The following is a 24,738-nucleotide window of genomic DNA, read 5'->3' as shown; positions in this document are numbered from 1 at the left end:
CTTCGCGAAACTTCAGTAGAGTTTGACGGTGAGGGCGGCCTTCGCATTGAGGCCGGGGCTTGGCTGGGCGTTGAGGTATTGCGTGTATTGGACGTCAAAAAGGTTTTCGATCACGAGACCTGCCTTGACGTTCTCGCTCACGTTCCAATCCGCGAAGAGGTCCACGAGCGTGTAAGGCTCCCCGATGAAACCGAGGGCGGCGGCGTTCTTCTTTTCCGCAACCCAAGTGACGCGGGTACCCAGTTCGAGCCTTTCTTCGAAGAGCCGGAAGCCGAGCGTCGTCGTGAGGCGGTTCGGTGGAACCTTGTTCAGCGGATCGCCGGTGATGGCGTTCTTGCCTTCCATGATCTGCCCGCCGAGGCCGAGGAAGACCGTGCCGGCGTCGTAGATCCCCTCCGCCTCGAAGCCGTGCAGCTTCGCCTTCGCGATGTTCTGGTATTGATAGCCGCCGGGAATGGGGAAGGGCGTGAAGACCTGCTCGATATAATCGTCGACAGTGTTGCGGAACACGCCGAGCTTCAGGCGTAGCCTGTCGGTGTCCTGCAAGAGCCCGTTGAACCGCAGGTTCGTCCCTGCTTCGACGGTGTGGGCAACTTCGGGCTTGAGGTCGGGGTTGGGAAAGAACCGCCCGGCGCTGACCGGCGGCGGATGGAAGCCGTCGATCAAGGTCTCGTTGAGGGACGGCGCACGATAACCTTCTGCGTAGGTGCCATAGAAGGTGATGGGATCCCATGGCGTGACGCCGACGGTGAACTTTGGCGAAACGCGCTGGCCGTCATTCTCGATTCCGCTTCCGGAAAGGCGGTAGGAATCGTAGCGCAGGCCACCGATCACCTCGAGCCAGGTGGAATATCTCACCTTGTCCTGGAGGTAGGTTCCATAAGCGAGGCGCGTGCCGGATGGGGTGAGCTGGTCGCTCGTGCCAAAAGAGTCGCGGGTCTTGACGTTGTCCTCGAAGAAATCGCCGCCATAGGTGATTTCATGTGAGAACGCGCCCGTCGTCAGGCGCGAGGTGTTGAAGAGGTCGAAGCCCGTAGTGCCGATGCGAAAGGATTTCGTCGCCCCGGCGAAAATCCCGTCGTTTACGGTCTGCTTCACGTCCGTGCCGGTGAAATAGACCTTGGCACTCAGGTTCCAGAGGTCCGAAACCGGCGTCCAGCGATAGCCTGCGGTGTAAGTGTCCGCGATAGCGTCCGTGTGGTAATTTGTGGAAAGGCCGCCGTCGAACGTGTTGCGGATGCGCAGGGCCGAGAGCGTGAGTTCCTGATCGTCCGCAGGCCGGATGCGGCTCTTGAACAGGCCGGAGAGCAGATCCTGCGCCGTGTCTCTCACCACTCTTCCGTCGCCGGAGGTGTAGTCGCCCGCAGAGCGCCATGTGGCGGCTCCGAGAATGTCGAAGGCTCCCTGCTTTGTCGCGACCTCACCGTGCAGGACCGGCGTGCTGCCGTTGGTCTCGAATCCGGTCTTCAGGCGCGCGCCGATCAGCCGGCCTTCGCCGATCACGTCGTCGGCGTCGAGGGTGGTGAAACTCGCCACGCCGCCGATGGCCCCGGAGCCGTAGATCGAAGAGACCGGGCCGCGCGTGACATCGACGGATTTCATCATCTCCGGGTCGAAGTAGAAGGTGCCGTTAGCGGCATGGCCCTGACGCTGGAAGTTCTGCCGCGCGCCGTCCACCAGCACGTTGACGCGGCCGAAATCCTGCAGGCCGCGAATGTTGACGCCGGTCCCTGAATCGCCTGCGCCGACCTGGGTCGTGACGCCGGGGATGAGGCGCAGCACGTCGGAGACGGAACTCGGCTGAACCTGGCTCTGCAATTCGTCGCGCGTGAGCACGCTCGAGGGGGACAGCGATTCATAGACATTCTCGCCCGCCTTGGTCGCCGTCACCGTGATCTGGTCGAGCACGATGGGAGTGCTCTCCGCCTCGCCATTCGGTGCGGTGGCCTGTGCCCAAACGGGGTCGGTCGCAAGAAGAGCAGCGGTGAGGATCGCGGTTGTTCCAAGAAAGCGTGTGGTCGGCACGGTGCGAGTTCTGCTGAGGTCCTGAAATGGAAAGGCCCGGGGGCAGAAAAGCCCCCGGGATCGGCGTGGAAGTCCCTCGTCTCAGAGGTAGAAGTCACCCTTCGCGAGAGAGGCGATGCTCTTCAGGTGGATGCTGAAATCGGCAACGCCGTCGCCGTTCACATCGCCATGGACAATCAGCCCGCCCTTGATCTTCTCGTAGCGAAGCTCGCCCGCGTTCAAGGAGAAGTCCTTCTTGGCGATGAACTTGAAGGCTTGGTTGCCCGAGGCCGTCGTGTTGGCGTCGATGGTGCGCAGGTCGATCTTGTCCCCTTGTTTGCGCGAGAAGTCGTAGATCGTGTCGCGCCCCGAGGAAGCGACGGTGCTGTCCTTGATCGACTTGAAGATGAAGGTATCAGCATCCGCGCCGCCGTAGAGCTTGTCGCCGCCAGCACCGCCGTAGAGCTTGTCCCTGCCAGCACCGCCCTTGAAGATCTCGACACCGGCCTTGCCGTTCAGGACGTCGTTCCCGTCGGTGCCGAGGGTGGTCTTGGCGACGTCGATCACGTTGATGGTGATCTGCTGCGTCGAGATCTGGCCATGGGCATCCTTGGCCTGCAGCGTCACCGTGTGGCTCTGGGCCTTGTCGTAGTTCAGGCTCTTGGCGAGAACGAGCTTGTCGCCGACGAGCTTGAACAGCTTTCCTGGATTGCTTGCGAGCGAGAGGGAAACCTGCTGCCCCTCCGGGTCGACGGACGAGACTGTTCCGATGCGCGCGCCGATGGCGGCGTTCTCGGAAATGCTGGTCTTCGACAGTGTCAGAGCGGTGGGAGCTTCGTTCACATCGTTGACCGTGATGGCGAAAGTCTTGGAGCTTTGCTCACCATCGGCATCCTTCGCGACGACCGTGATGGAGAGGGTCTTCGCCTTCTCGTAGTCGATGGGCCCCTTCACGAGGAGCTGGTTGTTCACGATCTCGAACAGGCCGCCCGCGTCATCGGAAAGGGAGAAGGACACCGCGGCTCCTTCAGGATCGGTGGCCGACAACTCGCCGACCGGCGTGCCGGCAACCGCATTCTCGGTGACGGTATGGCCGATCAGCTGCAGGTTTTCCGGCGCTGCGTTAAGGACGGATTCCTCCATCGTCGCGAGGTCCACCTTACGGTCCCCGAAGCGGGCGGATTCCATGTTCTTCAGGGTGGAGACAGCGCCTGTCCGCGTGTCCACGACGGTCACATCGCCGCTGGCCAGCTTGGTCAGGGTGTAGTTCGCGATGCCGCCGGAGAAATAGATGCGGTCGTTGTCGGCGCCGCCGTCCACGATATCGTCACCGCCGGAGGCGATGAATACGTCGTCGCCGCCGCCACCCTCGATGGTGTCGTCATGGCTCGTGCCGGCATAGACATCGTTGAACGCCGAACCGATGAAGTGCTGTGCGTAAGCATCGAGCGCGTTGGCATAGGTGTTGAGGCGCGTAACGTCGGCTGCCGCGCCCGCCATGTAGGCGACGGCGAAGTTGTGGACCGCGCCGTTGAGCTCGATCTCGGCCTCTTCGGTGGCGTTGCCCGGCACCGGGTTCGAAAGATCAAGTCCGGTGATCCGCAATTCAGCGTTGCCGCCGACGAAATAGCCGTTCGAGTCAAAAGAGCCGCTGCCCCGCGTGCCGTATTCGATGGTGTTCATCAAGCCGGCGACGGTGTGGGTGGAAAACGCATATTGCAGGTTGCCGTGGGCGAAAACGTATTTCGATGCCGCATCGGCTCCGTATCCGATGAACATCTCCTTTCCGGAGAATGTGCCGCCATTGTCGAAGACGGGCATGGTGCGCGCGGCGCCCGCAGGAATGAAGCCGCCACGGATGAAGGCCTCGAAGTCCATCCCCGCCGTCGCGCCGGAAGCGTCGATGACGATCTGCTTGACGCCTGCGCCGGCGGCGTCCGCCGCGTCGACGGCGCCGTCGGAGAACTGGAACGTCTCGACGTTCTTGACCGTGTCCTTGCCCTGATTGAGCTCGGTGGCGAGGCGCAGATCCGTCACCGTGAAGGTGCCATCGGCATTGTGGACGATGTCGTAATTCTCGCGCTTGCCGGTATAGACGATGGTGTCCGCTCCCTCGCCGCCGTCGATGATGTCGTCGAACCCGTAGCCGCGGGTGATGTCGTCGCCGGCCGCGCCGTTGAAGATCGCCGCGTAGTTGCGGATCTCGTTCGTGAGGACCGACATGTTGCCGGCGCGAAGACCTGTGAAAGTCTGTTGCAGCAGGCTCGTGGCGTCGCCGGCGGTGCCGGAGATAGAAACGCCGTCGATTGTGGCGAGGGTTTCGTAGCCGGTGAGAAGGCCGGTCGTCTCGTCAACCGTCGCGGAGCCCTTGTTGGCCAGAATGACCGTCGTCGCCGTACCCGAGAGGGTGTGAGACGCCGTGGGGTTGTACTTCAGCTCGCCTTCGCTTGCCTGAAGGATCAGCAGCTTGTCGCCGATGGAGAAAACGATCTGCTCGCCGCTGATCAGCGTGGTGCCGAGATAATCGGTGCCACCGTAGAATTTGAAGGCCGCCGCCGAAGTGAAATAGTTCGCAAGGAAGTCGTTGAAGTCGCCGCCGGTCGATACCGGAGTGATCGTGATCGTGCCCTTCGCAGTCATGGCTTTAATCCGTGCCTTCAAATCTGAAACTGTTGCTGTCGTGGCGCCGTCCCCGGCGCCGGAGTGTCGCGTTCGCGCTGAGGCCCTGGCTCCCCGGCCGCAGCGCATGAGCGCATTGCCGTTCACTCCCTCAGGAAAGCGGGGGTTTCATATTGTTGTTTTAAGTTGATGTCGAGTCGCGCTATAGTAATTGATAATTGATCTAAAAAAGATCATCGACGGCGATAAGTTTAGAATTTTTACAAAGAACAGTTTTTAGTATTTTTAAACTGCAATATCTTGCTTTGGAGCTTGCGTTGATTGCGCTTGAGGCGGCAGCGGCTGGAGCCGGTGTCGAGGGCTCGTCACTGGCACTCTGTGCTGACGAGGCGGGCTAAGAGGCGCTTCCTGGAAACGCGTCAAACTGGCGGATTTTCGTCTTCACGGGCAGGCGCAGCCCTGCTCGAATCGCGCTCGTGTTGCGATTGACGGGGCTTATCGGCGAGGCGCAGGTCTCTCGAACCGGCGCGCCTTCCTTCACTCGCCGGCAGTGTTCGCCGCGGCGAGGGGGACGCTCCGGCTCCACAGGGCCTGGGATGCTCCCTTAGCGTATCCGTATTCGTAGAGCTTTCGCATGTACTGGGTTTCGAAGCCTGTCGCCCCGCCATCCGGCATGTCGCTGTCGATGGCGGTGATGTTGAAACGGAAGCCGTTGCGCTGTGCGAAGTCGGCGGTGGCATGCAGGGTCGAGCGGCTTTGGGCCTGGGTCATCGTCGAGATCGCGCGGCCCGCGATCTGGGCCGTGCTGTTTTCGACGACGATGAAAGACGGTTCGATCTTGCCGTTCATCAGTACGTATATGGAGCCGCGCTGCCTTTGCCCCGGCAGGTGCGGGTCACGCACCAGAAGATGCTGCGGGATCGTGAAGATGTTCGAGGTCAGCCCTCCGTCGACGTGCATTTCCTGGAAGGCCCGACCGTTCGCCGAAACATCAATCAGCATCGGCTGAAACACGCCCGGAACGCTGGCGGATGCTGTCATGACTTCGCGAAACAGCGCATGAGCCTTTGCGGAGGCAATCGTGCCCATGTCCCAGAGCACGGGGCGTTGCGCATCGAGATTGGTCGTCACGACGACGAGGCGGCGGCCCTTGCGGTGCTCCTCCGCGACTTTCGCGATGAGATCGTCGGTAATGTAACGTGTGACGAGGGTCAGAAGGCGCTCGTTGCCGAAAAGGCCAGAACTGAAAAACACATTGAAGATGTTGGGGGACTCGATCAGACTTTCCGCATAGCCGCTCGTATACAAGTCCCGCAGGATTTCATCGTAAGCGGGCCCCAGAAAGGCGAAGGGAGCGATCAGCGCGCCCGTGCTCACGCCGGAGACAAGGTCGAATTGAGGACGGGTGCCCGCGGCCGTCCATCCGTTCAGAACGCCGGCGCCGTAGGCGCCATCTCCGCCGCCGCCCGAAAGGGCGAGATAGTTGAAATTCCTGCCGATCTTCTGCGCTAAGACCTTTGCGTCCTTCGCGAGGTAAGGAGAGTCGGCCCATCTCCGCACTTGCGGCAGGCCCGGCAGGGTGGCGCTTGTTCCCTCGGTCTCGGTGTAGGGAGCGCGCGGAACGAGGGCGCATGCGCTTAAAACGCAAAGCGCCGTCACCGCAGCAGATGCCCTCAACATTCCCGATGCCGCCATGCCCCTTAAGTCTCCCCCGCGTCGCGATGCGACTTTAGCGGTTTCTTCCGGAATTTCGAGCCGATGCAAGTCCGGTGTCGGTGATCTCAGGAGAAAGGTGTGGGAGACCTCTCGCTTTCTCCGGTTCCAGGCCGGTCGCATGAGCGCATTGGGAGGTGCCTATTTCCCAACGCAGCTTGAGCGTTAGATATGAAAACGGGTGCCCGGTGCGCAGGCTATCGCACCGGGATCAGCGAAGGGGCGAGAGACCATGTTTCAAAAACTGACCTGTCTGGTGATTGTCGGTATCGCTTTCAATCTCGGCGCCTGCATGTCTTCGGGCGTCCAGACCGGGGAGGCGGACTACGTGAGAGCACAGATTTACCAAAGGCCCGGCATCTCGGACGGCCGCTTCGGAAACGATGTTCTTCCGGGAGCCATCGGAGGCCTCCGTTAGCCGGCTTGCGGCGCGCGACCCATTACCATCGGAAAGGCTCGCATCATGTCGAAATCAGCGCTCGTCGGTGTCGCTCTCGCGGCTGCCTTCTCCCTCGCCGCGTGTGTCACGGCGACCGAGAACACGGTGAACATGCTGGCTGCGGCGGGGTTCAAGGTCAAAACGGTCGACAGCCAGGACAAGGTCAACGCGCTCAAGGCGCTGCCGCCGCACAAGTTCGTCATGAAGACGCAAGGCAGCCAGGTCATCTATCTCTACGCCGATCCGACCATCTGCCAGTGCATCTATTATGGGGACCAGAACGCCTATCAGGCTTACCAGCAGATGGCGTTCCAGCAGCGCATCGCCGACAAGAACCTCATCGCGGCGACCATGATGCAGGATACGGGCTGGAACTACTGGGGCGCCTGGGGCCCTGGGCCCTGGTGGTACTGAGCGGTCTCGATTTCGATATGAGGGCACCCATCGCAAGGCGGGTGTTTTTTTATGCGAAGGCTCGCAGGCAATAGGAGAGGAGCGGAGCGACGAGGACGTTGAACAGCCCTGCGAGCACCATCACGAGGCCTGCAATCGATCCTTCCTCTGAGCCGATCTGGTGCGCCTTGGCGACGCCCGCGCCGTGCGCGCCCATGCCGAAGAGAGCGCCGCGCGCGAGGCTGGAGCGCAGCGGGAGCCATTTCAGCATGGCATCGCCGAGAGCCGCGCCGCACACGCCGGTGAGAACGACGAAGAGGGCAGTGAGATCCGGCAGGCCGCCGATGTCGCTCGACACGGCCATGGCGAAGGGCGTCGTGACAGAACGCGGCATGAGGCTCAGGCGCAGGCTGTCCGACAATCCGAGAACACTCGCGAGCGCCCAGGCTGTCGTCATGGCGATGCCGCTGCCGACCAGAACCCCGATGAGAAGCACGGGCCATTGACGGCGGATCAACGCGCGCTGCTCATAGATGGGCAGGGCGAATGCAACGGTGACAGGGCCGAGCAGGGCCACCAGCCAATGCGTGCCGCGAATGTAATCGCGGTATCCGGTGTGCAGGGTTAGGGCGAGGATAAGCAGCGCCGTCGGCGTCACGATCAGGGGCGAGAGCCACCAGCACGGGCGAAGCCGGTGGAGCGTGCGCGCGCCGATGTAAAACACGATGGTGGCGGCGGACCAGAAGACTGCAAGCGCCGTCGCTTCAGTGAAGGGCATGGCGCACCTGCCAGCGATAACACAGATCGACCGTCAATGCGGTGCCGCCCATGACAAGGCCCGTGCCAATGACGATCACCGCGAGGAGCTTGAGGCCGAGCAGCCCGACGAATTCATGATGATCGAGCACCGCCATGACGGCGGGCACGAAGAACAGCAGCATCTCCGCAAGCAGCCAATAAGCGCCGCGCCGCATGCTCAAGGGGCTGATGACGCCGCTGGCGAGAAGCGCCAGGACCAGCACCATGCCGATGATCCCGCCGGGCACCGGCAGGTCGAACCGACGGACCAGACCTTCGCCCAGGGCCCAGAACCCGATGATGACGGCAATCTGCAGAACCCGGCTGTGGTGCAGGGCAAAGCGGATCAGAACCGGTATCTTGCGGGCGCGGATGCTCATGGAAAGCTCCTGAATTCCTGGAAAGTTCCGGGAACGCCCTTAACTTATGGTGCGTTGCGGCATGTGGAAAATGAATTGATCGAATTCAATCAATTCTGATATGGAATAGACATGGAACTCCGCACGCTCCGCGCCTTCGTCGAGGTGGTCCGCCAGGGCGGTTTCTCTCAGGCGGCCAAGGCCGTATTCGCGACGCAGCCGACCGTCAGCAAGGCTGTCAAACAGCTCGAGGACGAACTCGGCGTGCCGTTGCTCGACCGCATCGGCCACCGCAGCGAGATGACGGCGGCGGGGGAGATCGTCTATCGCCGCGCGCTGGCGATCCTCGCCGAGCGCGACGACCTGATTGCCGAACTCGATGAATTGAGAGGGTTGAAGCGCGGCGTCCTCAGGCTCGGGCTTCCGCCGCTCGGCAGCAGCACGTTGTTCGCGCCGCTCTTCGCCGTGTATCGCAGCCGCTATCCCGGCATCGAGATCCGCCTTGTCGAACATGGCAGCAAGAGGCAGGAAGAGATCCTGCTCGCAGGCGAAATTGATTTCGCCGGGTCGCTCCTGCCGGTCTCCGACGAGTTCGAGGCGCAGGCCGTGCGTCGGGAGCCGTTGATGGCGCTCCTCCCGTCCGGGCATCCTGTCGCCAAGGGCAGGAAAATCAGCCTTGCCGATCTGGCGCATATTCCGTTCATCCTCTTCGAATCCGGTTTTGCGTTGAACAAGGTCATTCTCGATGCCTGCGAGCGGCGTGGATTTGCGCCGGATGTGGCGGCGCGCAGCGGGCAGATCGACTTCATCGTCGAACTTGTCGCGGCGGGGCTCGGTGTTGCGTTTCTGCCGCGCATGATCGCTGAACAGCGCGCGCACCCATCCGTTCGACGATTGCTACTCGATGAGCCGGAAACGGATTGGCACATGGCGCTTGTGTGGCGGCGCGGCGCTTATCTCTCTCACGCGGCGCGCGCGTGGCTTGCGCTCGCGCGCGATGTGCACGGCAAGGCGGCAAGCGGCGCGGCATCATAACGCCGCAGGTCAAAGAGCATGGCTATCCGTGGCCTGAGGTTGTCGGCAGGGCGGTCAGCCATAGATCTCTTCTCCACGATGCAAGGAGCGTGGGCGTGTGCCCGCTTCGCTGCGGCATGGAGGATGAGCGATGGCGCAACATTTGTGCGAAATCTGTGGGGTCCGTCCGGCTTCGGTCCGTGTGACCGTCATCCAAAATGGACAGCGCAAGCAACTGGATGTCTGCGATTATCATTATGCCCAACTCAGCCGCCACCAGAGGGCACTCTCCCCGCTTGAATCGCTCTTTCGCGGCGGATTGTTTGACGACTTTTTCGGCGCGCAGAATGAGGTGCCTCCGATCCCGCGCGGTTCGGCGCGGCGCGGCCCTGCGCAGGAGCGCGAGGCGCTCAATCTCGAACAGCATTTCAGCGAGCAATCGAAAGAGATTCTGCAACGTGCGGCTGAGCGCGCCGTGCAGTTCGGCAAGCGCGTCGTGGATACCGAGCACCTGCTCTATGAGTTGCCCGAGAGCGATGCGGTGCAGACGATTCTGCAGCAGTTCAAGGTCTCGCCGGATGAGCTGCGCGCCTATATCGACCAGAATGCAACGAAAGGAGAGGGGGCCGAGCCCTCGAGTGAAGAGCAGATCGCGGTTTCTCCGCGCGTGAAAAGCGCGCTCGACCGCGGCTTCATCGCCTCCCGCGAATTGGGGCACAGTTATGTTGGGCCGGAACATCTTCTGCTCGGCCTTGCGGAAGTTCCGGACAGTTTCGCCGGCAATCTCCTTGCCAAATATGGCCTGACGCCGCAGGCCTTGCGCCAGCAGACGCTGCGCATCGTCGGCAAGGGCGCGGAGGAGGGGCGCGTCGAAATTCCCACCAACACGCCGCAGCTCGACAAGTTCAGCCGCGATCTCACCAGGCTCGCCCGCGAAGGCAAGCTCGATCCCGTGATCGGGCGCTCCAAGGAGGTGGAGACCACCATCGAGGTGCTGGCCCGGCGCAAGAAGAACAACCCCGTTCTGATCGGCGAACCCGGCGTCGGCAAGACCGCCATTGTCGAAGGGCTCGCGCAGCGCATCGTGAACCGGGATGTGCCCGAGGTGCTGCGCGACAAGCGTCTCATCGAGCTCAACGTGAACTCCCTTGTCGCGGGGTCGAAATATCGCGGCGAGTTCGAAGAGCGTGTGAAGCAGGTGATGGACGAGATCGCCGAGCAGAAGGAGGGGCTCGTTCTCTTCATCGATGAGGTTCACACCATCGTCGGCGCGGGGCAGGGCGGCGGCGAGGGCGGCCTCGATGTCGCGAACGTGTTCAAGCCCGCGATGGCGCGCGGCGAGATGAACCTGATCGGCGCGACGACGCTGAACGAGTATCAGAAATATATCGAGAAGGACGCAGCCCTTGAGCGTCGTTTCCAGCCGGTCTTCGTCTCGGAACCTACCGTTGAGCAGACAGTGAACATTCTGCGCGGGTTGAGAGATAGACTCGAGGTGCACCACAAGGTGACCATTCAGGATCAGGCCTTCGTCGCGGCGGCGGAATTGTCCGACCGATACGTGACGGGCCGTTTCCTGCCCGACAAGGCCATCGACCTGATCGATCAGGCAGCGGCGCGCGTGCACCTGTCCATCACCTCCCGCCCGGTGGAGATTCAGGAGCTCGAATCCGAGATTGCGCAACTCAGGCGCGAGCAGGCTTATGCGACTTCGCGGAAAAGGTTTGACCGCGCCAAGGAGTTCGATGAGCAGCTTGCCGCGAAGACCAAGGAATTGACTGCTGCCACCGACGCGTGGAAGCAGAAAATCGGATCGAGCACGGCGGAAGTCACGGCGGAGCACATCGCGGAAATCGTCTCAAAGCTCACCGGCATTCCCGTCACCGAACTGACGGAAGAGGAAAAGTCGAAGCTCCTGCGGATGGAGGAGCGGCTTCACCAGCGCGTCATCGGGCAGGAGGAGGCCATCCGCGCCGTCAGCGACGCCATCAGGCTGGCGCGCGCAGGATTACAGGAGGGCCGCAAGCCCATCGCCACCTTCATGTTCCTCGGCCCCACGGGCGTCGGCAAGACGGAGCTCGCCAAGGCGCTCGCGGAGGTCGTCTTCGGAGATGAGGACGCCATCGTCCGGCTCGACATGAGCGAGTACATGGAGCGCCACTCCGTTGCGCGGCTCATCGGCGCGCCGCCCGGCTATGTGGGTTATGAGGAAGGCGGGCAACTGACCGAGCGCGTGCGGCGCAGGCCCTACAGCGTTGTGCTGCTCGATGAGATCGAGAAGGCTCACGCGGATGTCTACAACGTTCTTTTGCAGGTCTTCGACGACGGCCGACTGACGGACGGCAAGGGGCGGGTGGTCGATTTCACCAACACCCTGATCATCGCGACCAGCAACCTCGCTTCAGACGTCATCATGGGCGGGCGTCAGGCTCCCGGTTTCACCACGCATCCCACGGAGGGCATGCGCGAGGGCGTGATGGGCGTTCTGCGCTCCCACTTCCGTCCGGAGTTCCTGAATCGCATCGATGAGATCATTATTTTCCACGCGCTCGACAAGACGCAGATCAAGACCATCGTCGGTATGCAGCTCGAGCGGGTCCGCAAGACGGCACAGGGGCAGGACGTGGATCTCGTCTTTGACGACAGCGTTCTCGAACACCTGGCCGAGACAGGCTATCAGCCTGAATTCGGCGCGCGCGAACTGCGCCGGCAGATCCGCCAGCTCATCGAGACCAAGCTCGCGAAAGAGATGCTGCAAGGCTCCATCAAGGAGGGCAACCGCGTTGTCTGCAGCTATGACAAGGCGAAGAGGGACGTGACCTTCACGGTGGCGCAGGCTGAGGCGCCGCAAAAGGCCGCTGCCGGGAAAGCAGCTAAAAAGGTCGCCAAGAAAGCCGGCAAGAAACCCGGAAAGAAATCGCCTCCCGTCAAGAGACGGGGGAATGGCGCAAAGAAGAAGCATGTCGATGCATTACTTGACGAGGCGCTTGAAGCAACCTTCCCCGCCAGTGACGCATTATCCGTGACACGGAATCGTTTTTAACCGAGCGAAAGTCTTCAAGCGCGGAGCATGAACGCTCCGCGCTTCCGTTTCCCGTCACGCATGGACGAGCGGCGTGTCGACGAGATGCTCTGCGAGGAACCAGGCCTGCAACTCGCCGGTGCGGATGACGTTTGACACGATCAGGTCGTTGCTGCCGTCGTCGCCGTATTCGTTCACCTTCGAGGCGGCGTCGTGCGCATCGATCAGGATCAGCTCATGCGCCTCCAGAAGGCGCGAGAGCATTGCGGGCACTTCCTCGCATCCATCGGGTGCGCGGGGAATGCGCGTGAATTCCGCCACATGGCGCGGATCGCCGACAGCGATGCCGCCGAGGGTCTGAATGCGCTCCGCGATTTCGTCCACGAGGGCGATCTGTTCATCCGCATGTTTGTCGAGCAGAAGATGCAGCTGATAGAAGCTCGGGCCGCGCATGAGCCAGTGATGCTTCTTGTAGAGCGCGTGCAGGATTTGCGTGTCCGCCAGGATCTGGTTGAGGCGCTGGCAGGAATAGAGCCGTGTCTCATATGACAGGCCGATCGGGAACTGCCGCACGGTGCCGAACGCCTGAATGGTCTCGCCGCGCTGGTGCAGCCAGGGCTGGCTGTATTGCACCTTCTGAGCCGTTGCACTCTTTTGCATCGTCTTCGCCATGACGTGAACCTTTTCCGCTGAAAGTCAAACGTGAGGGCAGCCGGGCGGGCTGTCGTTTAACCTCATCTGTGGCGCGGGGAGGATCCGTCCAGTCTTTCGCGGCTTCGAAAAACCGCCCGGCGCTATCGTTGCGGCTTCATGTCCTGCGCCAGCGACGGCAGGACAAGCGCCAGCAGAAGCAGGGCAAGCGGCACGCATGCCAGGAAGCCGATATACTTGAAGCCGAGCGCACCGAGGACGCCGCCTGCGAAAAAGGAACCGAGGAGCGACGACAGCAGGCGCAGCTTGCGCCTGTCGGCCATCACGGCGGGCCGCTCCGGCTCGGATGCGAGGCGGTTCCAGTAGAACAGTTTTCCAAGCTCGATGCCGATATCGGTGACGATGCCGGTGATGTGCGTGGTGCGCATCCGCGCGCCGGAGATTTTCGTGACGGTGGCGTTCTGCAATCCCATGATGAAGGTGAGCAGCGGCACGGCCGCGAGGCCCGACTCCGGTGTTGGACGAAAAATCACGCCGAAGATGCCGAAGCACAGGAGCAGGACGGCTTCGAGAGTCAGGGGCAGGGCGTATTGGCTCCCCCTCCGCTGGCGGCGGCCCCAGTTGATGAGCATCGCCGAACAGGCCGCGCCGACGATGAACGGCACGAACGCCCCAAGGCCGAGGACGACGAGCCCGAAAGCGCCAAGCGCCAGATTGTCCGCCATTGCGGAGAAAATTCCCGACATGTGCGAAGTGTATTGCCCCACCGCCAGAAACCCGCCCGCATTGATCGCCCCCGCGACGAAGGTGAGGGTGATTCCCAGTTGCATGTCGGCGGTTTCTGTCCGCTCGGAAGCGACGACCCGCCTCACTGAGATGGCGTAGCGGTTGGCGAAGGTTCGGCGTTCGCCCATTCCTTGCTGCAAGTGCATCGCATCCTGCCTCGCCGCGCGCTGTCTCGAAGGGGCGCAGCCGGTCCGGGCGCGATGTTATGCCCTCCAGCGGCAGCTTTCCACTCCGCTGGAGGCCAGAAGTGAAAATCTCATCGTCGATCCTGTTGACCGGGGCCGAAAAAGGTCATATTCAGCGCCCACCACGAAGGTTCGGGACGGTTTTGCCCCTGCGGTTTCGCGAAAGAAACCCAAAAAGGCGAGCAAAATCAGCATCTTCGATGGGGGATAGTTTAACGGTAGAACCGCGGACTCTGACTCCGCTAGTCCTGGTTCGAATCCAGGTCCCCCAGCCAAGAATTCAACTTATTAAGTCCGCTACTTGATTATCTTAGAAGTCTAACGCTCAAGTTTTGATAACTTCGAGCGACGAAGCTTCGTGATCTCATTGCAAGCCTCTAGCGTTTCGGACAACCGTCAGGTACTTATTCAGACATGGCTACGCGTGCGAATGCTTCTGCTCAGAACGTCCCGCTCGGGGTCGGTTACTATACCGTCCCGGAGGCCGCGCGCCTGCTTAAAGTGCCCGGTCGCAATATCAACCGTTGGCTTGGAGGGTATGCTTATAAGGGGGGGCGAATGCCTCCGCTCTGGACGCCAGAACTCCCCACATTCGACGATCATCTTGAACTCGGCTTCCGCGATCTCATCGAACTTCGATTCGTGAATGCCTTTATCGAGGCTGGGCTCGGGCTCAAAACGATCCGACACTGCCTCGACTATGCGAGGGAGTGCGTGAAGGACGAGAGGCCTTTCTCAACTCGCCGGTTCAAGACCGACGGTCGCACAGTATTCCTGGATAGTTTGCTCACGACGGGTGAGACAGAGTTACTTGATCTGAAGCAGCGCCAATATGTGTTCAAGGTCACAATCGAGCGCACCTTCAAAGATCTCGACATTGAAGACGATGCTGTGACCCGTTGGCGGCCATTCAACGGTAAGGATACCGTCGTTATTGACCCGCAGAGATCATTTGGTCAGCCCATTGTTGCGGACTACGGCGTTCCAACTGTTGTTCTTGCAGATGCGGTCGAGGCCGAGGGCTCAGTTGATCGAGTGGCACACCTCTACGAGGTTCCGGTTGGTGTCGTCCGGGACGCGATGAGGTTTGAAGAATATCTGCGCGCCGCGTGAAAGTTCTCGTTGACGAAAACTTGCCACCTCCGCTCGCTAGAGCTCTAAATGCGCTGTTCATAGGACAGCACGAAATCATTCATCTTCGTGAACGGTTTAGTGCTGGCGTCAAGGATCCGGAGTGGATCACTGTGCTCAATAGAGAGGGGCGTTGGGTTATAATCTCTGGTGACCGGCGCATCACTCGCAACAAGGCAGAGTACACCATCTTTCGAAGCTCTCGCCTGATCGGATTTTTCCTATCCAAAGGTCTCTACAAGGCGCCCTTCATCAAGCAGGCGGAGCGGATCTTGGCTCTATGGGAGGGCATGGAGGCACTCGCCGAAAGAGTTGAGGGAGGCGCTATGTTCGAGTTGCCTATGAAGAGCACTCGTATCAAACAACTGAAACTTTAACGCCAATCGACCCATCAATTCGCCCGCGGGTCGAACGCGTCCTGAAGGCCGTCTCCGACGAAATTGACCGCGACGACGGTGATGAAGATCAGGAGGCCGGGGTAGATGGCGAGCGCGGGGGCGGTCGTCACCAGTTCCTGGGCGTTGTTGAGCATGTTGCCCCAGCTTGGCGTCGGCGGCACGATGCCGAAGCCGAGGAAGCTCAGGACGGCCTCGAAGAGGATGACGCTGCCGAGCACCTGACTGCACGCGACGATGATGGGCGCGATCACGTTGGGCAGCACGTTCCGCACAAGAATGCGCGTCGTTCCCGCTCCCGAGACTCGTGCGGCGAGAATGAATTCCCGCTCGCGCACGCTCAGGGTCGAAGCCCGGACGATGCGCGCGATGCGCGTCCAGTCGACGAGGGCGATGATGAGGACGATACGGTAGAAGCTCGCGGCGCCCGAGCGCGCGAAATCCGTCGAGAAGCCGAGCTTGGTGAGGTCGATGGCCGCGAGAATGATGAGAAGGGGGAGCAGCGGCAGCGCGATCACGCCATCGGTGAGGCGCATGAGAACCGCATCGGTGCGTCCGCCGAAATAGCCTGCGAGAAGGCCGACAGTGACACCGAACATCGCACCGAGGAGCGTCGCTGCGAAGCCCACGGCGAGCGAGACCTGCCCGCCATACATCAGGCGAACCAGCACATCGCGCCCAAGTTCGTCGTTACCCAGCCAATGCTGTGCGGAAGGCGGGTCGAAGCGGGAGAGGAGGTCCGCATTGTTGGCGTCGATCTCAAGAAAACTCTCCAGCGGCGCGGCGAGGAGCGAGAACACGATGAGGAGGCCAAGGACGATCAGCCCGCTCAAAGCGGCCTTGTTGCGGTAGAACCGCCGCCAGCGCAGCCGCCAGGGGGATGACGATGCTCTTGTGAGGGTTGCCGTCGTCATGTCACAGAAACTCTCGGATCGAGCCACGCATAGGCGAGGTCTGCCAGAAGGTTGCCCAGAAGCGTCGCGAAGGTCGCGAACAGCAACGCCACGAGGGCGAGGTTGAAATCGTTGCCGAGCACGGCGTCGTAGATCGTCTTGCCGAGGCCGCGCTGCGCGAACATGGTTTCCGTCACCAGCGCGCCGGAAAGCAGCGTGCCGAAATTCAGGCCGATGATGGTGACGACAGAGGTCAGCGCGTTGGGCAATGCGTGACGCCAGACCACGCGCGCGCTGCGCGCGCCTTTCGCGCGGGCGGTGCGGATGAAGTCCATCCTTAGCGTCTCGATCATCGATGAGCGCGCAAAGCGCGTCAGCCCGCCGACATTCGCGATGACGAGGGTCGAGACGGGAAGAACGAGATAGCGCAAGGAATCCCACAGGCTGCTCGGGTCGGATGGACCCATGCCGCTGGCAGGCAGCCATCCGAGCCGCACGGCGAAGACGAGGATGAGAATGAGCGCCAGCCAGAACGTCGGCAGCGAGATGCCGGCGAAGCTGAAGAAGCTTACGATGGTGTCGAACTTTCCGCGCGGGCGTATTGCGGCCGCAACGCCGAGGAGCACCGAGAGAAGGCTGCCGATGACCAATGTGAGCGAGACAAGTTTCGTCGTCTGCCACAAAGCCGGGCCGATGATTTCGAGAGTGGGGCGGGCATAGACGCGGGAGAAGCCGAAATCGCCGCTCAACGCCGCCGTGAGCCAGCGCCAGTAGCGGATGATGAGCGGTTGGTCGAGCCCGTGCAGTGCGCGGAGGCGGTCCGCATCGGCTGCGGTCATGCCCGGGTTCGACATGACCATGAGGTCAATCGGGTCTCCCGGCATCAGGCCGATGAGGCCGTAGACAACGAACGACATGGCCAAAAGAACCAGCGCCATGCCGAACAACCGGCGAAGCAGGTAGAGAGTCACGCGGCGCTCTCCTCGGCGAAGTGGCAGGCGACGGATTGGGCGGGGCTCGATGCGAGCGGTTTCATCTCGGGGCGCTTCTGCCGACAGATGTCCTTCGCGAGAGGGCATCGCGGATGGAAGGCGCATCCGGACGGCAAGGCGAGGGGGCTTGGAAGATCCCCTTCGATCAGCGTTCTGCGGCGGCGACCCTGGCCGATGCGCGGCACGGCTGCCAGAAGCCCCTGCGTATAGGGATGGCGCGGTGAGGCGAAGAGCGTGTCGCGGTCCGCCAGTTCCACCAGACGCCCGAGATACATGACGGCGACGCGATCCGCGAGGTGATAGACGCTCGCCAGATCGTGGCTGATGAACAGATAGCTCAAGCCCCGCTCGCGTTTGAGCTTCTGCAGAAGATTGAGTGTTTGGCTCTGGATAGAAACGTCGAGGGCCGAGAGCGGCTCGTCGGCGACGATCAGCGCAGGGTTCGGTGCGAGAGCCCGCGCAATGGCGATCCGCTGACGCTGGCCGCCGGAGAACTCGTGCGGGTAGCGCTCAAGCGCGTCCGCTGGCAGGCCGACCTGGCCGAGAAGATCCGCAACGCGGGCGTTGCGCTCCTGCGCGGTGCCAATGCCGTTGATGTCGAGCGGCTCCTGCAGGATCTGGCGCACGGTCATGCGGGGATCGAGGGATGAGAACGGGTCCTGAAAGACCATCTGGATCGCCTGACGCGCGGCGCGGCGTTGCGCGCGCGGCAGGTCGGACAGGTATTCACCGCGCAGGCGAACGATGCCCTTCGGCACCTTGCCGAGACCGGCAATCGCGCGCCCCACCGTCGTCTTGCCGCAACCGCTTTCGCCGACGAGGGCAAGCGTCTCGCCGACGGCGATCTCGAAACGCACGTCCTGCACTGCGTGGACCACACGCCGCCGCCCCGGCAGCAGGCTGTGGCTGTCGAGGGGGAATGAAACGTTGAGCCCGTCAACGGAGAGAAGTGCCGGCATCACGAAACCTTGTGGCAGGCCACTTCGCGGCCCAGTCGGACAGGCCGTAGCGCCGGTGCAACGGCGCGGCAAGAGGCGTCGGCCTTCGGGCAACGTCCGGCGAAGCGGCAGCCCGGGATGTCATGGTAATGGCTCGGCACGGTGCCCGCGATCACCGGCAACTCATCCTGAGCACGCCCGATCTCCGGCAGCGTTTCGATCAGCCCTTGCGTGTAGGGATGCAAGGGCTCCGCGAACAGATCGGCAGAACTCGCGCGCTCGACGATCTGGCCCGCGTACATGACGATGACGTCGTCGGCGATCTCGGAAACAACGGCGAGGTTGTGGCTGATGAATTGCACGGCCATGCCGATCTCATCCTGCAATTGCTGCATCAATTCCAGGATCTGCGCTTGGATCGTCACATCGAGCGCGGTCGTCGGCTCGTCTGCGATGAGTACGTCCGGGCGGCAGGCAAGGGCCATCGCGATCACCGCGCGCTGGCGCATGCCGCCGGAGAGCTGGTGCGGATAGGCCTTCGCGCGCTCCGCGGCGGAGGGAATGCCGACAAGGCGCAGTTGCTCGATGGCGCGTTCCCGCGCCTCGGTCTTTCGCAAGCCTTCGTGGATTGTCAGAACCTCGGCGATCTGGTCGCCGATGCGCATGGCGGGGTTGAGCGCGGTCATCGGCTCCTGAAAGACGAGCGCGATGCGTTGCCCCCGCACATCCGGCCAATCCTTCGCGGAGAGATCGGACAAGCTGCGGCCATTGAGCGTGATGCGGCCCGTCATGCGGCCTGAAGACGGAACAAGCCCCAGAAGGGCGAGGGCCGTCATCGACTTGCCGCAGCCGCTCTCGCCCACCACCCCAAGCGTGCGGCCGCGCGCGATCGAGTAGCTGATGCCATCGACCACGCGCTTGCCGCCATGCGGAGACGGAAAGTCGACGGTCAGGCCGTCGACTTCGAGAACAGGGGGAACGGAGAGCCTGGGCAGGTCCTGCCCAGGCGCTTCATCGAGGCGATCAGATCGCATGCCAGTTTTCGGCCCAGTGGGTGCTCACGCCGCTTCCGGTCGGCTCGACGCCCTTCAGCCACTTCGGCAGCGCAAAGGGTTGGACGCGGAAGAAGAGCGGGAGAACGGGCAGCTCTTCGACATAGATGCGCTGGAGATCGGCCCACAGCTTCTTGCGGGCGGCGGGGTCCAGTTCCACGAGGATCTTGTCGAGCGCGGCGTCGAACTCCGCATTGGAGAAGGCGGCGATGTTGTTGCCGGCCCAGTTGTTGGCCTCGACCGGAATGGCGCTGGTGTGCAGGTTGCGCACCGGCGGCTCGTCCGGATCGCTGGTCCAGGCATAGAGGGCAAGGCCGCCATAAGTACGCTTGCGGGCCGTCTCGCCGAAGAACGTGCGCGCGGGCTCGTTCTTGATGACGACTTCGACGCCGACATCGCGCCATTGGCTCTGCAGCACCTGCTGCACAAGCTCGCGCACCTTGTTGCCCGCCGTCGTGCCGAAATCGAGCGAGAGGCGCTGACCCTGTGCATTCACGCGGACCTTGTCCGCACCGACCTTCCAGCCGGCTTCATCAAGGAGCGCCGCCGCTTTCTTGGGATCGAAGGCGAACTTCGAAACGTCCTTGTTGTAGAGCGGGCTGATGGGGGCGAGGAAGTTATCCGCGACAGGCTCCTTGCCCTCGAACAGCTTGTCCGTGAGCGCCTTGCGGTTGATGGAGTAAAGGAGAGCCTGGCGAACGCGCTTGTCCTGCAGGATCGGGTTGTTCTTCTGCAAGTCGATGTGCTCGTAGCTGTAGCCGGGCTTGTAGATGAAATCGAACTTGCCCTTGCTCGACTTCTCCAGCTCGATCACCTGGTCGGTCGTCAGACCCACGCCATCGCCAGGCGCGAAATCGACATCGCCGGAGAGAACATTGGCCTGCAGCGCGGCGGAGTTCTCGATGGTGCGGATGGTGATGCGCTTGAAATACGGAGCCTTGCCATACCAATGGGGGTTCGGCTCCAGAACGACCGCTGCGCCGGACTGAACCTCCTTGATGAGGTACGGGCCGTTATAGAGACCGGGTGTCGTCGATGCGCGGTTGTACGCCGTGTTCTTGGGGTATTCCGCAACGCCCACGCTCTTCACGATGGGGCCTTCGATATGCTCCGGCAGGATGCGGAAGCGGCCGAACTCGTTGTAGTCGCTGCGCACGGTCTTGGTGTGGAGGATGACCGTCTTGTCGTCCACGACATCGATCTTCTCGTAGCGCGCATAGGCATCGAGGCTTAGGAAGCCGGCTTCCTTCTGGCGACCCAGATTCCAGGTGAACAGAACGTCCTTCGCGGTGACCGGAACGCCATCGCCCCAGGCGGCCTTGGGTTGAATCTTGAAGGTGATCGCGAGGCCTTTCGAGCCGTCGTCACGGGTTTCGATCTTCGCAAGCCCGTTCTCGATGGTCGGCAGCTCGGTGCAGATCAGGCAGACGTTCTTGCCGTCTCCATTGAAGGCCGTCGCCTGACGGAACACGAAGCCCAGGATGTAATCCTTCGAGGTGATCGCTTCGTGATTGGGATTGAGGTTCGAGGGATATTGCGTGGCGCCGATGACCAGTTGGTCCTTGGCGGCCTGCGCAACGCCGGACAAACCGAATGTCGCGGCAATGGCGAGAGAGCCGAGAAGAGCTTTTCGCAGGTTGGAATGAAGGAGAGACATCAGTCGAGCACTTTCTTGAGGTCGTGACGAGAGCATGATCAGAAGCTAGAGGCTGGTCGTGTTTCGAAGAGACACGAGCGACCTCTAGTGATGGGGGGCCGTAAGCCTTGCGCGTACGGCCTGATTGACGTGGGCGATGGAGAGGAAGACCTCCTGATCGAGGGGGCGGAAGGGTGCTTCCGCCGCGAAGAAGCGGAAGCCGCCTCTTGTGGCGACGGCGATGCCTGCGATGACATCGTCGATTTCAATGGCGTGTGTGGCGGTGCGCGTTGTCATGGCGCAATTCTCCTGCTGCCGGGTCTTGAGCCGGTAAAGCCGATGATCTGAAACGGGACGTGAGTTTTCGTTCTCAGAAGCGACAACAGTCGCGGCTTGCCCGCGCGCGGCGGGTTCGGCGAAGCAGGGAGGAGGAGGCTTCGATGACGATCATGATCGGCAATCCTTGACTGCGGATCACGAGGCGCATGGGCGCTTCGTGACGCTTTAGCGTTTGATGACGCGGCGCAAGCTGTACACTTCAAATCACCGCGGAACCGATCAGCCTGTCGGCGTTTCGGAACTGTTACTGGATAGCGCGTTTTTGATCGCCTCGTCAATCAAAATGTTCTTTTTTAAGAACGCTCATGATGGGGAATTTTTTCTCCAAACGCGCCGATGAGGAGAATATTCATTTCCGGGCTTCCCGCGCAAGGCCTTGGGCCGCGCGGGGGCTTTCCAACTGCTTCAACCGTTCTGAAAGCCGCTTCCGCTCAAGGAGCCGTCGGAAGTTGCGGGCGCAGGAAGTGGGTGTAGACCCCCTGGATTTGCGGAACCTTTTCAAGGGCCCTTGCCACGTCTTCCTTCTTGCTGACCGGATGAACGAAAACCGGGCACCTGTCGCCCAGGGCTGAAAAGGGGTTGGTCTTCGAGTCGGACAGGAGGCGCTTTCCCAAAATCCATTCGATCGGGGCCGTTATTGCAACGCCGCCAAGATCGCATGCGGCCGAAACATCCTCTGCGTTACGCGCCTTGTAGATGGTGTAGATGATGTTCGGAAACCCGGCTGCGCGATAGAGCCGCGTTTCCTGAAGGCTGTAGGCCTGAGGGATGATGCGGTTCGTCTGGATGCCATGCTCGGATTGGAGGCGCGATGTGATTTCGAAGAACACCGCAGGCGCGTCTTTTTCCTTGGTATCGAGGATGAGCGAAGCGTCCTGGTGTTTCGCGAGAAACTCACCCAGCGAGGCTACATCGCAGTTGTTGAGCCGCATCAGGGGATTGTTCTTGTCGTACTTGCGGCGGTTGAACTCCTCAAAGCTCAGGAGGCCGTTTCGCCAATCGTGGATGCAGACGATCTGCCTGTCGCTGGTCCGCATGAAGTCGAGCTCGAAGAAGCGGAAGCCGTTTTCATAAGATCTTCCCAGGGCGTCCAGCGATTCCGTGTATGAAAGATTGTCGTATCCACCTCCGGCATGCGCGATGAACAAGAAAGGCTTGCCAGCGAGACTGTGGTTCAGACGCGTAATCGCGGAAGGCCAGTAGCGGTCGTCGGTGTGAGATGAAAAGGCGGCTATTCCGCCGACCAGGGCCGCCAATATGGCCGCTGAAACAATGACGAATATTCTCATTGAAAAGCTGTTCTTCTTGAGAAAGCGGCGACGTGCGGTCGCCGCGCCAGACATGCCTCTTCACATACAACTCGCGTATCGCGGCTGCAACGGACATCGAAAGGCTGTCTCAGCCATGATCTGGCCACGGTCCGGCAGCAGGGATCTCTCGTTTTAAGTCTTTGATTCCCGCATGTTCTCAGGAGAAGTCCGTTGTTGTTCGCGGTGCGGTTGGTTTCTGGCATTGCCGCCTCCCTTGCCCTTATCGTGCCAGCCCTGGCGTCCGGCCCCCGGATGGAGCGCGGGCTCGATCGTCTCGAGCCCACGACGCGGATGATGCAGGTGTGTGACATCAAGGCCGCCCAGGAGCTTCGGCGCAGCGCTCAGTTCAGCAAGGTCGACAGGGTGATTGTCGATGCGATGGAAAACCCCGACATCGAAGGGGGCACCGTGGAAGGCAAAGGCGGCGCGTTCCGCGAGAACGGGCGCTGGTACCGGATGGAATTCAAATGCACGCTGACGCCGGACCAGAAATCGGCGCTCTCTTTCGAATACACAGCCGGTGACGAGATTCCGGAAGCCCGCTGGGAAGAATACGGCCTTTGGAATTGAGGGGGCGTTCGAGCGCCCCGTTTTCGTATCAAAAATCCCGTTGCAAACGCAGGCGGCCTTCGATGGCGGAGTCGGCGCCGATCAGGCGTGTCAGAGACCCGGCGGCCCCTGCCTGCGTGGTGAGAATGCGCCCTTGCGGATTGGCGTTGATGTAAATGACTTCCGCGCCGGCCGCGAAGCCGCTAACCGGCATCCAGAACGTGCTGGCGCCGAGGCGCCACTCGGAGAAATCCGGAAGGCCGGTGACATTGCCCAAGGGGCCGATGGCCGTTGCGCCGTTGGAGTACTCGACGCGCGCGTAGGAACCGAAGACGCTGGAGCGGAATGTCGGCGTCCAATAATGGTTGAAACCACCCGCGATGGAATAGCCCTTCGCCTTGCTGATCTCGTTCGTCAGCGGATTGACGAAGACATCGACGGCGGGGGTGCTCACGAGGCCCGCACCAAAGCGGCTCGCGTTGTAGGTGCCGAAGCCGAGATAGCTCAGCGCGCCATCCACATAGGTCAGGGCATACCAGGCGGAATCGCTGGGAGCGATCATCGGCAGATTCACGCTGCCCTGGACTCCGACGGCGTATCCGTACTCGGTGCCGGCAAAGGGGCGGCCGGGGACGAAGACTCCGTTGACTGTGGAGTTTGCCACGCCGTCATCGCGGATCTGATGGAGAGCGCCCGCGAGTTGGACAGAACCCCATGTGCCGGCATAACGAAGGTTGGCTACCACATCCGGAAGCATTTGCCCGGCAGGGGTGAGCGCGGCGGTGGTTGCGATGGGCGTGAACGAGTTGAGCTGCCGCCGGCCAAGACCATCCTCGACCGAGAGAGAGGCCGAGAGGCCGTTGCCGAACGAATAGGTGTAGGCCAGCAGCGCCACATCAGGCGCGTCGTCGTAGCGAATGGTGCCCATATGGACCACAGGCAGGTCAGGATTTGAGAAGAATGACGTCACCTGACCGGCGGTGAGGCCGGCGAATTGCACATAGGCCTGGGCAACCGCAGGGGTTGTAGAAATCGTTCCCAACTGTCCGAATGGCAGGCCTGAAACGCGGGTGATCTCGAACCGCACGAAGGCCCGCAGCAGGCCATAGGCGGTGGCGGTGCGGTTATCGAGCTGGATGCGCCCGCGAACCCTGAAGCCGAGCGTGTCATCCGCACGGGTGAGGGGATCGACATAAAGCATTTCCGCCCGCACGCGGCCGCCGATCTTCAGGCAGCTATCCGTCCCAGGAACATAAAAAAAGCCCGAGCCATAGGCCGAGCAGACGCGGACATATTCGACCGGGAGGGCACTCTTGGCAGGAAGGTCCGCAGCTTGCGCTCCAGCCGCTGCGGCAAGGCCGAGGGCGGAACCGACGAGAAGGCGCTTCGCAAACGTCATCGGCTGAACTCCAACTATTCCCTAAGACGAGGGCGAGCCCGTTATGTCTTGGGAGATCAACTTGGAATGATGATTATGTCAACCGCAATTTAACAATGAGTATATTAGTCTTTGGCTTGTC

The 24,738-nt window shown here is 61.6% G+C and carries 21 protein-coding genes and 1 tRNA gene; 7 read left to right on the top strand and 15 right to left on the bottom strand.

The genetic code is table 11. The annotated features are described in order from the left end of the window. Positions 1 to 12 precede the first annotated feature (12 nt). The 3 genes from DQW91_RS14255 to DQW91_RS14245 form a co-directional block, all read right to left on the bottom strand. Positions 13 to 2,025 carry a TonB-dependent hemoglobin/transferrin/lactoferrin family receptor gene (locus DQW91_RS14255; protein WP_112664305.1) on the bottom strand — a complete coding sequence of 671 codons (2,013 nt, stop codon included), beginning with the start codon at positions 2,023 to 2,025 and terminating at the stop codon, positions 13 to 15. An 81-nt stretch (positions 2,026 to 2,106) separates the two neighbouring features. Then, a complete protein-coding gene (locus tag DQW91_RS14250; RefSeq protein ID WP_198411869.1) occupies positions 2,107 to 4,644 on the bottom strand; it encodes a cadherin domain-containing protein in 2,538 nt (845 codons plus the stop codon). 516 nt (positions 4,645 to 5,160) lie between these two features. Then, the gene (locus DQW91_RS14245) at positions 5,161 to 6,303 is read right to left on the bottom strand and encodes a patatin-like phospholipase family protein (protein ID WP_245411042.1); all 1,143 of its coding nucleotides are present in this window, start codon (positions 6,301 to 6,303) and stop codon (positions 5,161 to 5,163) included. Positions 6,304 to 6,799: 496 nt separating this feature from the next. Here DQW91_RS14245 and DQW91_RS14235 point away from each other — a divergent pair, with 496 nt between their 5' ends. Next, positions 6,800 to 7,189, top strand: a complete 390-nt coding sequence (locus DQW91_RS14235) for a hypothetical protein (protein ID WP_245411041.1) — start codon at positions 6,800 to 6,802, stop codon at positions 7,187 to 7,189. A gap of 49 nt (positions 7,190 to 7,238) precedes the next feature. Here the strand turns inward: DQW91_RS14235 and DQW91_RS14230 are convergent, their stop codons facing one another. Together DQW91_RS14230 and DQW91_RS14225 are read right to left on the bottom strand one after the other, a co-directional pair. Continuing rightward, positions 7,239 to 7,946, bottom strand: coding sequence for an LrgB family protein (locus DQW91_RS14230; protein WP_112664301.1), 708 nt, complete (start codon positions 7,944 to 7,946; stop codon positions 7,239 to 7,241). Next, positions 7,933 to 8,346 carry a CidA/LrgA family protein gene (locus DQW91_RS14225; protein ID WP_112664300.1) on the bottom strand — a complete coding sequence of 138 codons (414 nt, stop codon included), beginning with the start codon at positions 8,344 to 8,346 and terminating at the stop codon, positions 7,933 to 7,935. The genes DQW91_RS14230 and DQW91_RS14225 overlap by 14 nt, the downstream gene beginning before the upstream one ends. A gap of 111 nt (positions 8,347 to 8,457) precedes the next feature. Between DQW91_RS14225 and DQW91_RS14220 the strand changes: the two genes are divergently transcribed. Further along, positions 8,458 to 9,360 (top strand): LysR family transcriptional regulator, encoded by a 903-nt coding sequence (locus DQW91_RS14220; protein WP_112664299.1) that lies wholly within the window; start codon positions 8,458 to 8,460, stop codon positions 9,358 to 9,360. Between the two features lie 130 nt (positions 9,361 to 9,490). Continuing rightward, the gene (locus DQW91_RS14215; protein ID WP_112664298.1) at positions 9,491 to 12,382 is read left to right on the top strand and encodes an ATP-dependent Clp protease ATP-binding subunit; all 2,892 of its coding nucleotides are present in this window, start codon (positions 9,491 to 9,493) and stop codon (positions 12,380 to 12,382) included. Between the two features lie 54 nt (positions 12,383 to 12,436). Here the strand turns inward: DQW91_RS14215 and DQW91_RS14210 are convergent, their stop codons facing one another. Then, a complete protein-coding gene (locus DQW91_RS14210; RefSeq protein WP_112664297.1) occupies positions 12,437 to 13,033 on the bottom strand; it encodes a Dps family protein in 597 nt (198 codons plus the stop codon). A gap of 122 nt (positions 13,034 to 13,155) precedes the next feature. After that, positions 13,156 to 13,926 (bottom strand): YoaK family protein, encoded by a 771-nt coding sequence (locus DQW91_RS14205; protein ID WP_112664296.1) that lies wholly within the window; start codon positions 13,924 to 13,926, stop codon positions 13,156 to 13,158. A 258-nt stretch (positions 13,927 to 14,184) separates the two neighbouring features. Here DQW91_RS14205 and DQW91_RS14200 point away from each other — a divergent pair. The 3 genes from DQW91_RS14200 (at position 14,185) to DQW91_RS14190 (ending at position 15,491) form a co-directional block, all read left to right on the top strand. Then, positions 14,185 to 14,258, top strand: a tRNA-Gln gene (locus DQW91_RS14200). A 139-nt stretch (positions 14,259 to 14,397) separates the two neighbouring features. Next, positions 14,398 to 15,096 (top strand): hypothetical protein, encoded by a 699-nt coding sequence (locus tag DQW91_RS14195; RefSeq protein WP_112664295.1) that lies wholly within the window; start codon positions 14,398 to 14,400, stop codon positions 15,094 to 15,096. Continuing rightward, positions 15,093 to 15,491 (top strand): DUF5615 family PIN-like protein, encoded by a 399-nt coding sequence (locus DQW91_RS14190; protein ID WP_112664294.1) that lies wholly within the window; start codon positions 15,093 to 15,095, stop codon positions 15,489 to 15,491. The genes DQW91_RS14195 and DQW91_RS14190 overlap by 4 nt, the downstream gene beginning before the upstream one ends. A gap of 14 nt (positions 15,492 to 15,505) precedes the next feature. On the opposite strand, the gene DQW91_RS14185 is transcribed toward DQW91_RS14190, so the two are convergent. The 7 genes from DQW91_RS14185 to DQW91_RS14155 all read right to left on the bottom strand — a co-directional run bounded on the left by DQW91_RS14185 (position 15,506) and on the right by DQW91_RS14155 (position 22,507). Continuing rightward, complete coding sequence (locus DQW91_RS14185) at positions 15,506 to 16,423, bottom strand: ABC transporter permease (protein ID WP_112664293.1); 918 nt, start codon at positions 16,421 to 16,423, stop codon at positions 15,506 to 15,508. Continuing rightward, positions 16,420 to 17,373 (bottom strand): ABC transporter permease, encoded by a 954-nt coding sequence (locus tag DQW91_RS14180; protein WP_245411040.1) that lies wholly within the window; start codon positions 17,371 to 17,373, stop codon positions 16,420 to 16,422. The genes DQW91_RS14185 and DQW91_RS14180 overlap by 4 nt, the downstream gene beginning before the upstream one ends. Further along, complete coding sequence (locus tag DQW91_RS14175; protein ID WP_112664292.1) at positions 17,370 to 18,353, bottom strand: ABC transporter ATP-binding protein; 984 nt, start codon at positions 18,351 to 18,353, stop codon at positions 17,370 to 17,372. Before DQW91_RS14175 ends, DQW91_RS14180 begins: the two co-directional genes overlap by 4 nt. Beyond that, entirely contained in the window at positions 18,353 to 19,366 is a 1,014-nt protein-coding gene (locus DQW91_RS14170) for an ABC transporter ATP-binding protein (RefSeq protein ID WP_112664291.1), read from the bottom strand. Before DQW91_RS14170 ends, DQW91_RS14175 begins: the two co-directional genes overlap by 1 nt. After that, positions 19,356 to 21,041 carry a peptide ABC transporter substrate-binding protein gene (locus tag DQW91_RS14165; protein ID WP_157961456.1) on the bottom strand — a complete coding sequence of 562 codons (1,686 nt, stop codon included), beginning with the start codon at positions 21,039 to 21,041 and terminating at the stop codon, positions 19,356 to 19,358. Before DQW91_RS14165 ends, DQW91_RS14170 begins: the two co-directional genes overlap by 11 nt. 84 nt (positions 21,042 to 21,125) lie before the next feature. Beyond that, on the bottom strand, positions 21,126 to 21,317 hold the full coding sequence (locus DQW91_RS14160) for a hypothetical protein (RefSeq protein WP_112664289.1): 192 nt from the start codon (positions 21,315 to 21,317) through the stop codon (positions 21,126 to 21,128). Positions 21,318 to 21,790: 473 nt separating this feature from the next. Then, entirely contained in the window at positions 21,791 to 22,507 is a 717-nt protein-coding gene (locus DQW91_RS14155) for a PI-PLC domain-containing protein (RefSeq protein WP_157961455.1), read from the bottom strand. A 345-nt stretch (positions 22,508 to 22,852) separates the two neighbouring features. On the opposite strand from DQW91_RS14155, the gene DQW91_RS14150 reads away from it, so the two are divergent. After that, entirely contained in the window at positions 22,853 to 23,239 is a 387-nt protein-coding gene (locus DQW91_RS14150; protein ID WP_245411048.1) for a DUF930 domain-containing protein, read from the top strand. Between the two features lie 28 nt (positions 23,240 to 23,267). Here DQW91_RS14150 and DQW91_RS14145 read toward each other — a convergent pair whose 3' ends face one another. Further along, on the bottom strand, positions 23,268 to 24,617 hold the full coding sequence (locus DQW91_RS14145) for a porin (protein ID WP_112664286.1): 1,350 nt from the start codon (positions 24,615 to 24,617) through the stop codon (positions 23,268 to 23,270). Between the last annotated feature and the right edge of the window lie 121 nt (positions 24,618 to 24,738).

Origin of the sequence: Microvirga flavescens, from assembly GCF_003290125.1 — a bacterium.
GTDB classification, from domain to species: Bacteria; Pseudomonadota; Alphaproteobacteria; order Rhizobiales; family Beijerinckiaceae; genus Microvirga; species Microvirga flavescens.
Note: the sequence above shows the minus strand (reverse complement) of the source record. Positions and strands in the feature narration are given on the sequence as shown.

What these genes read in the sequence shown, in the direction of transcription:
- DQW91_RS14250 (WP_198411869.1), bottom strand. Translation starts at nt 4,644, where the DNA reads ATGACTGCGAAGGGCACGATCACGATCACTCCGGTATCGACCGGCGGC.
- DQW91_RS14245 (WP_245411042.1), bottom strand. Translation starts at nt 6,303, where the DNA reads ATGTTGAGGGCATCTGCTGCGGTGACGGCGCTTTGCGTTTTAAGCGCA.
- DQW91_RS14235 (WP_245411041.1), top strand. Translation starts at nt 6,800, where the DNA reads ATGTCGAAATCAGCGCTCGTCGGTGTCGCTCTCGCGGCTGCCTTCTCC.
- DQW91_RS14230 (WP_112664301.1), bottom strand. Translation starts at nt 7,946, where the DNA reads ATGCCCTTCACTGAAGCGACGGCGCTTGCAGTCTTCTGGTCCGCCGCC.
- DQW91_RS14225 (WP_112664300.1), bottom strand. Translation starts at nt 8,346, where the DNA reads ATGAGCATCCGCGCCCGCAAGATACCGGTTCTGATCCGCTTTGCCCTG.
- DQW91_RS14220 (WP_112664299.1), top strand. Translation starts at nt 8,458, where the DNA reads ATGGAACTCCGCACGCTCCGCGCCTTCGTCGAGGTGGTCCGCCAGGGC.
- DQW91_RS14215 (WP_112664298.1), top strand. Translation starts at nt 9,491, where the DNA reads ATGGCGCAACATTTGTGCGAAATCTGTGGGGTCCGTCCGGCTTCGGTC.
- DQW91_RS14210 (WP_112664297.1), bottom strand. Translation starts at nt 13,033, where the DNA reads ATGGCGAAGACGATGCAAAAGAGTGCAACGGCTCAGAAGGTGCAATAC.
- DQW91_RS14205 (WP_112664296.1), bottom strand. Translation starts at nt 13,926, where the DNA reads ATGGGCGAACGCCGAACCTTCGCCAACCGCTACGCCATCTCAGTGAGG.
- DQW91_RS14195 (WP_112664295.1), top strand. Translation starts at nt 14,398, where the DNA reads ATGGCTACGCGTGCGAATGCTTCTGCTCAGAACGTCCCGCTCGGGGTC.
- DQW91_RS14185 (WP_112664293.1), bottom strand. Translation starts at nt 16,423, where the DNA reads ATGACGACGGCAACCCTCACAAGAGCATCGTCATCCCCCTGGCGGCTG.
- DQW91_RS14175 (WP_112664292.1), bottom strand. Translation starts at nt 18,353, where the DNA reads ATGCCGGCACTTCTCTCCGTTGACGGGCTCAACGTTTCATTCCCCCTC.
- DQW91_RS14170 (WP_112664291.1), bottom strand. Translation starts at nt 19,366, where the DNA reads ATGCGATCTGATCGCCTCGATGAAGCGCCTGGGCAGGACCTGCCCAGG.
- DQW91_RS14165 (WP_157961456.1), bottom strand. Translation starts at nt 21,041, where the DNA reads ATGTCTCTCCTTCATTCCAACCTGCGAAAAGCTCTTCTCGGCTCTCTC.
- DQW91_RS14160 (WP_112664289.1), bottom strand. Translation starts at nt 21,317, where the DNA reads ATGACAACGCGCACCGCCACACACGCCATTGAAATCGACGATGTCATC.
- DQW91_RS14145 (WP_112664286.1), bottom strand. Translation starts at nt 24,617, where the DNA reads ATGACGTTTGCGAAGCGCCTTCTCGTCGGTTCCGCCCTCGGCCTTGCC.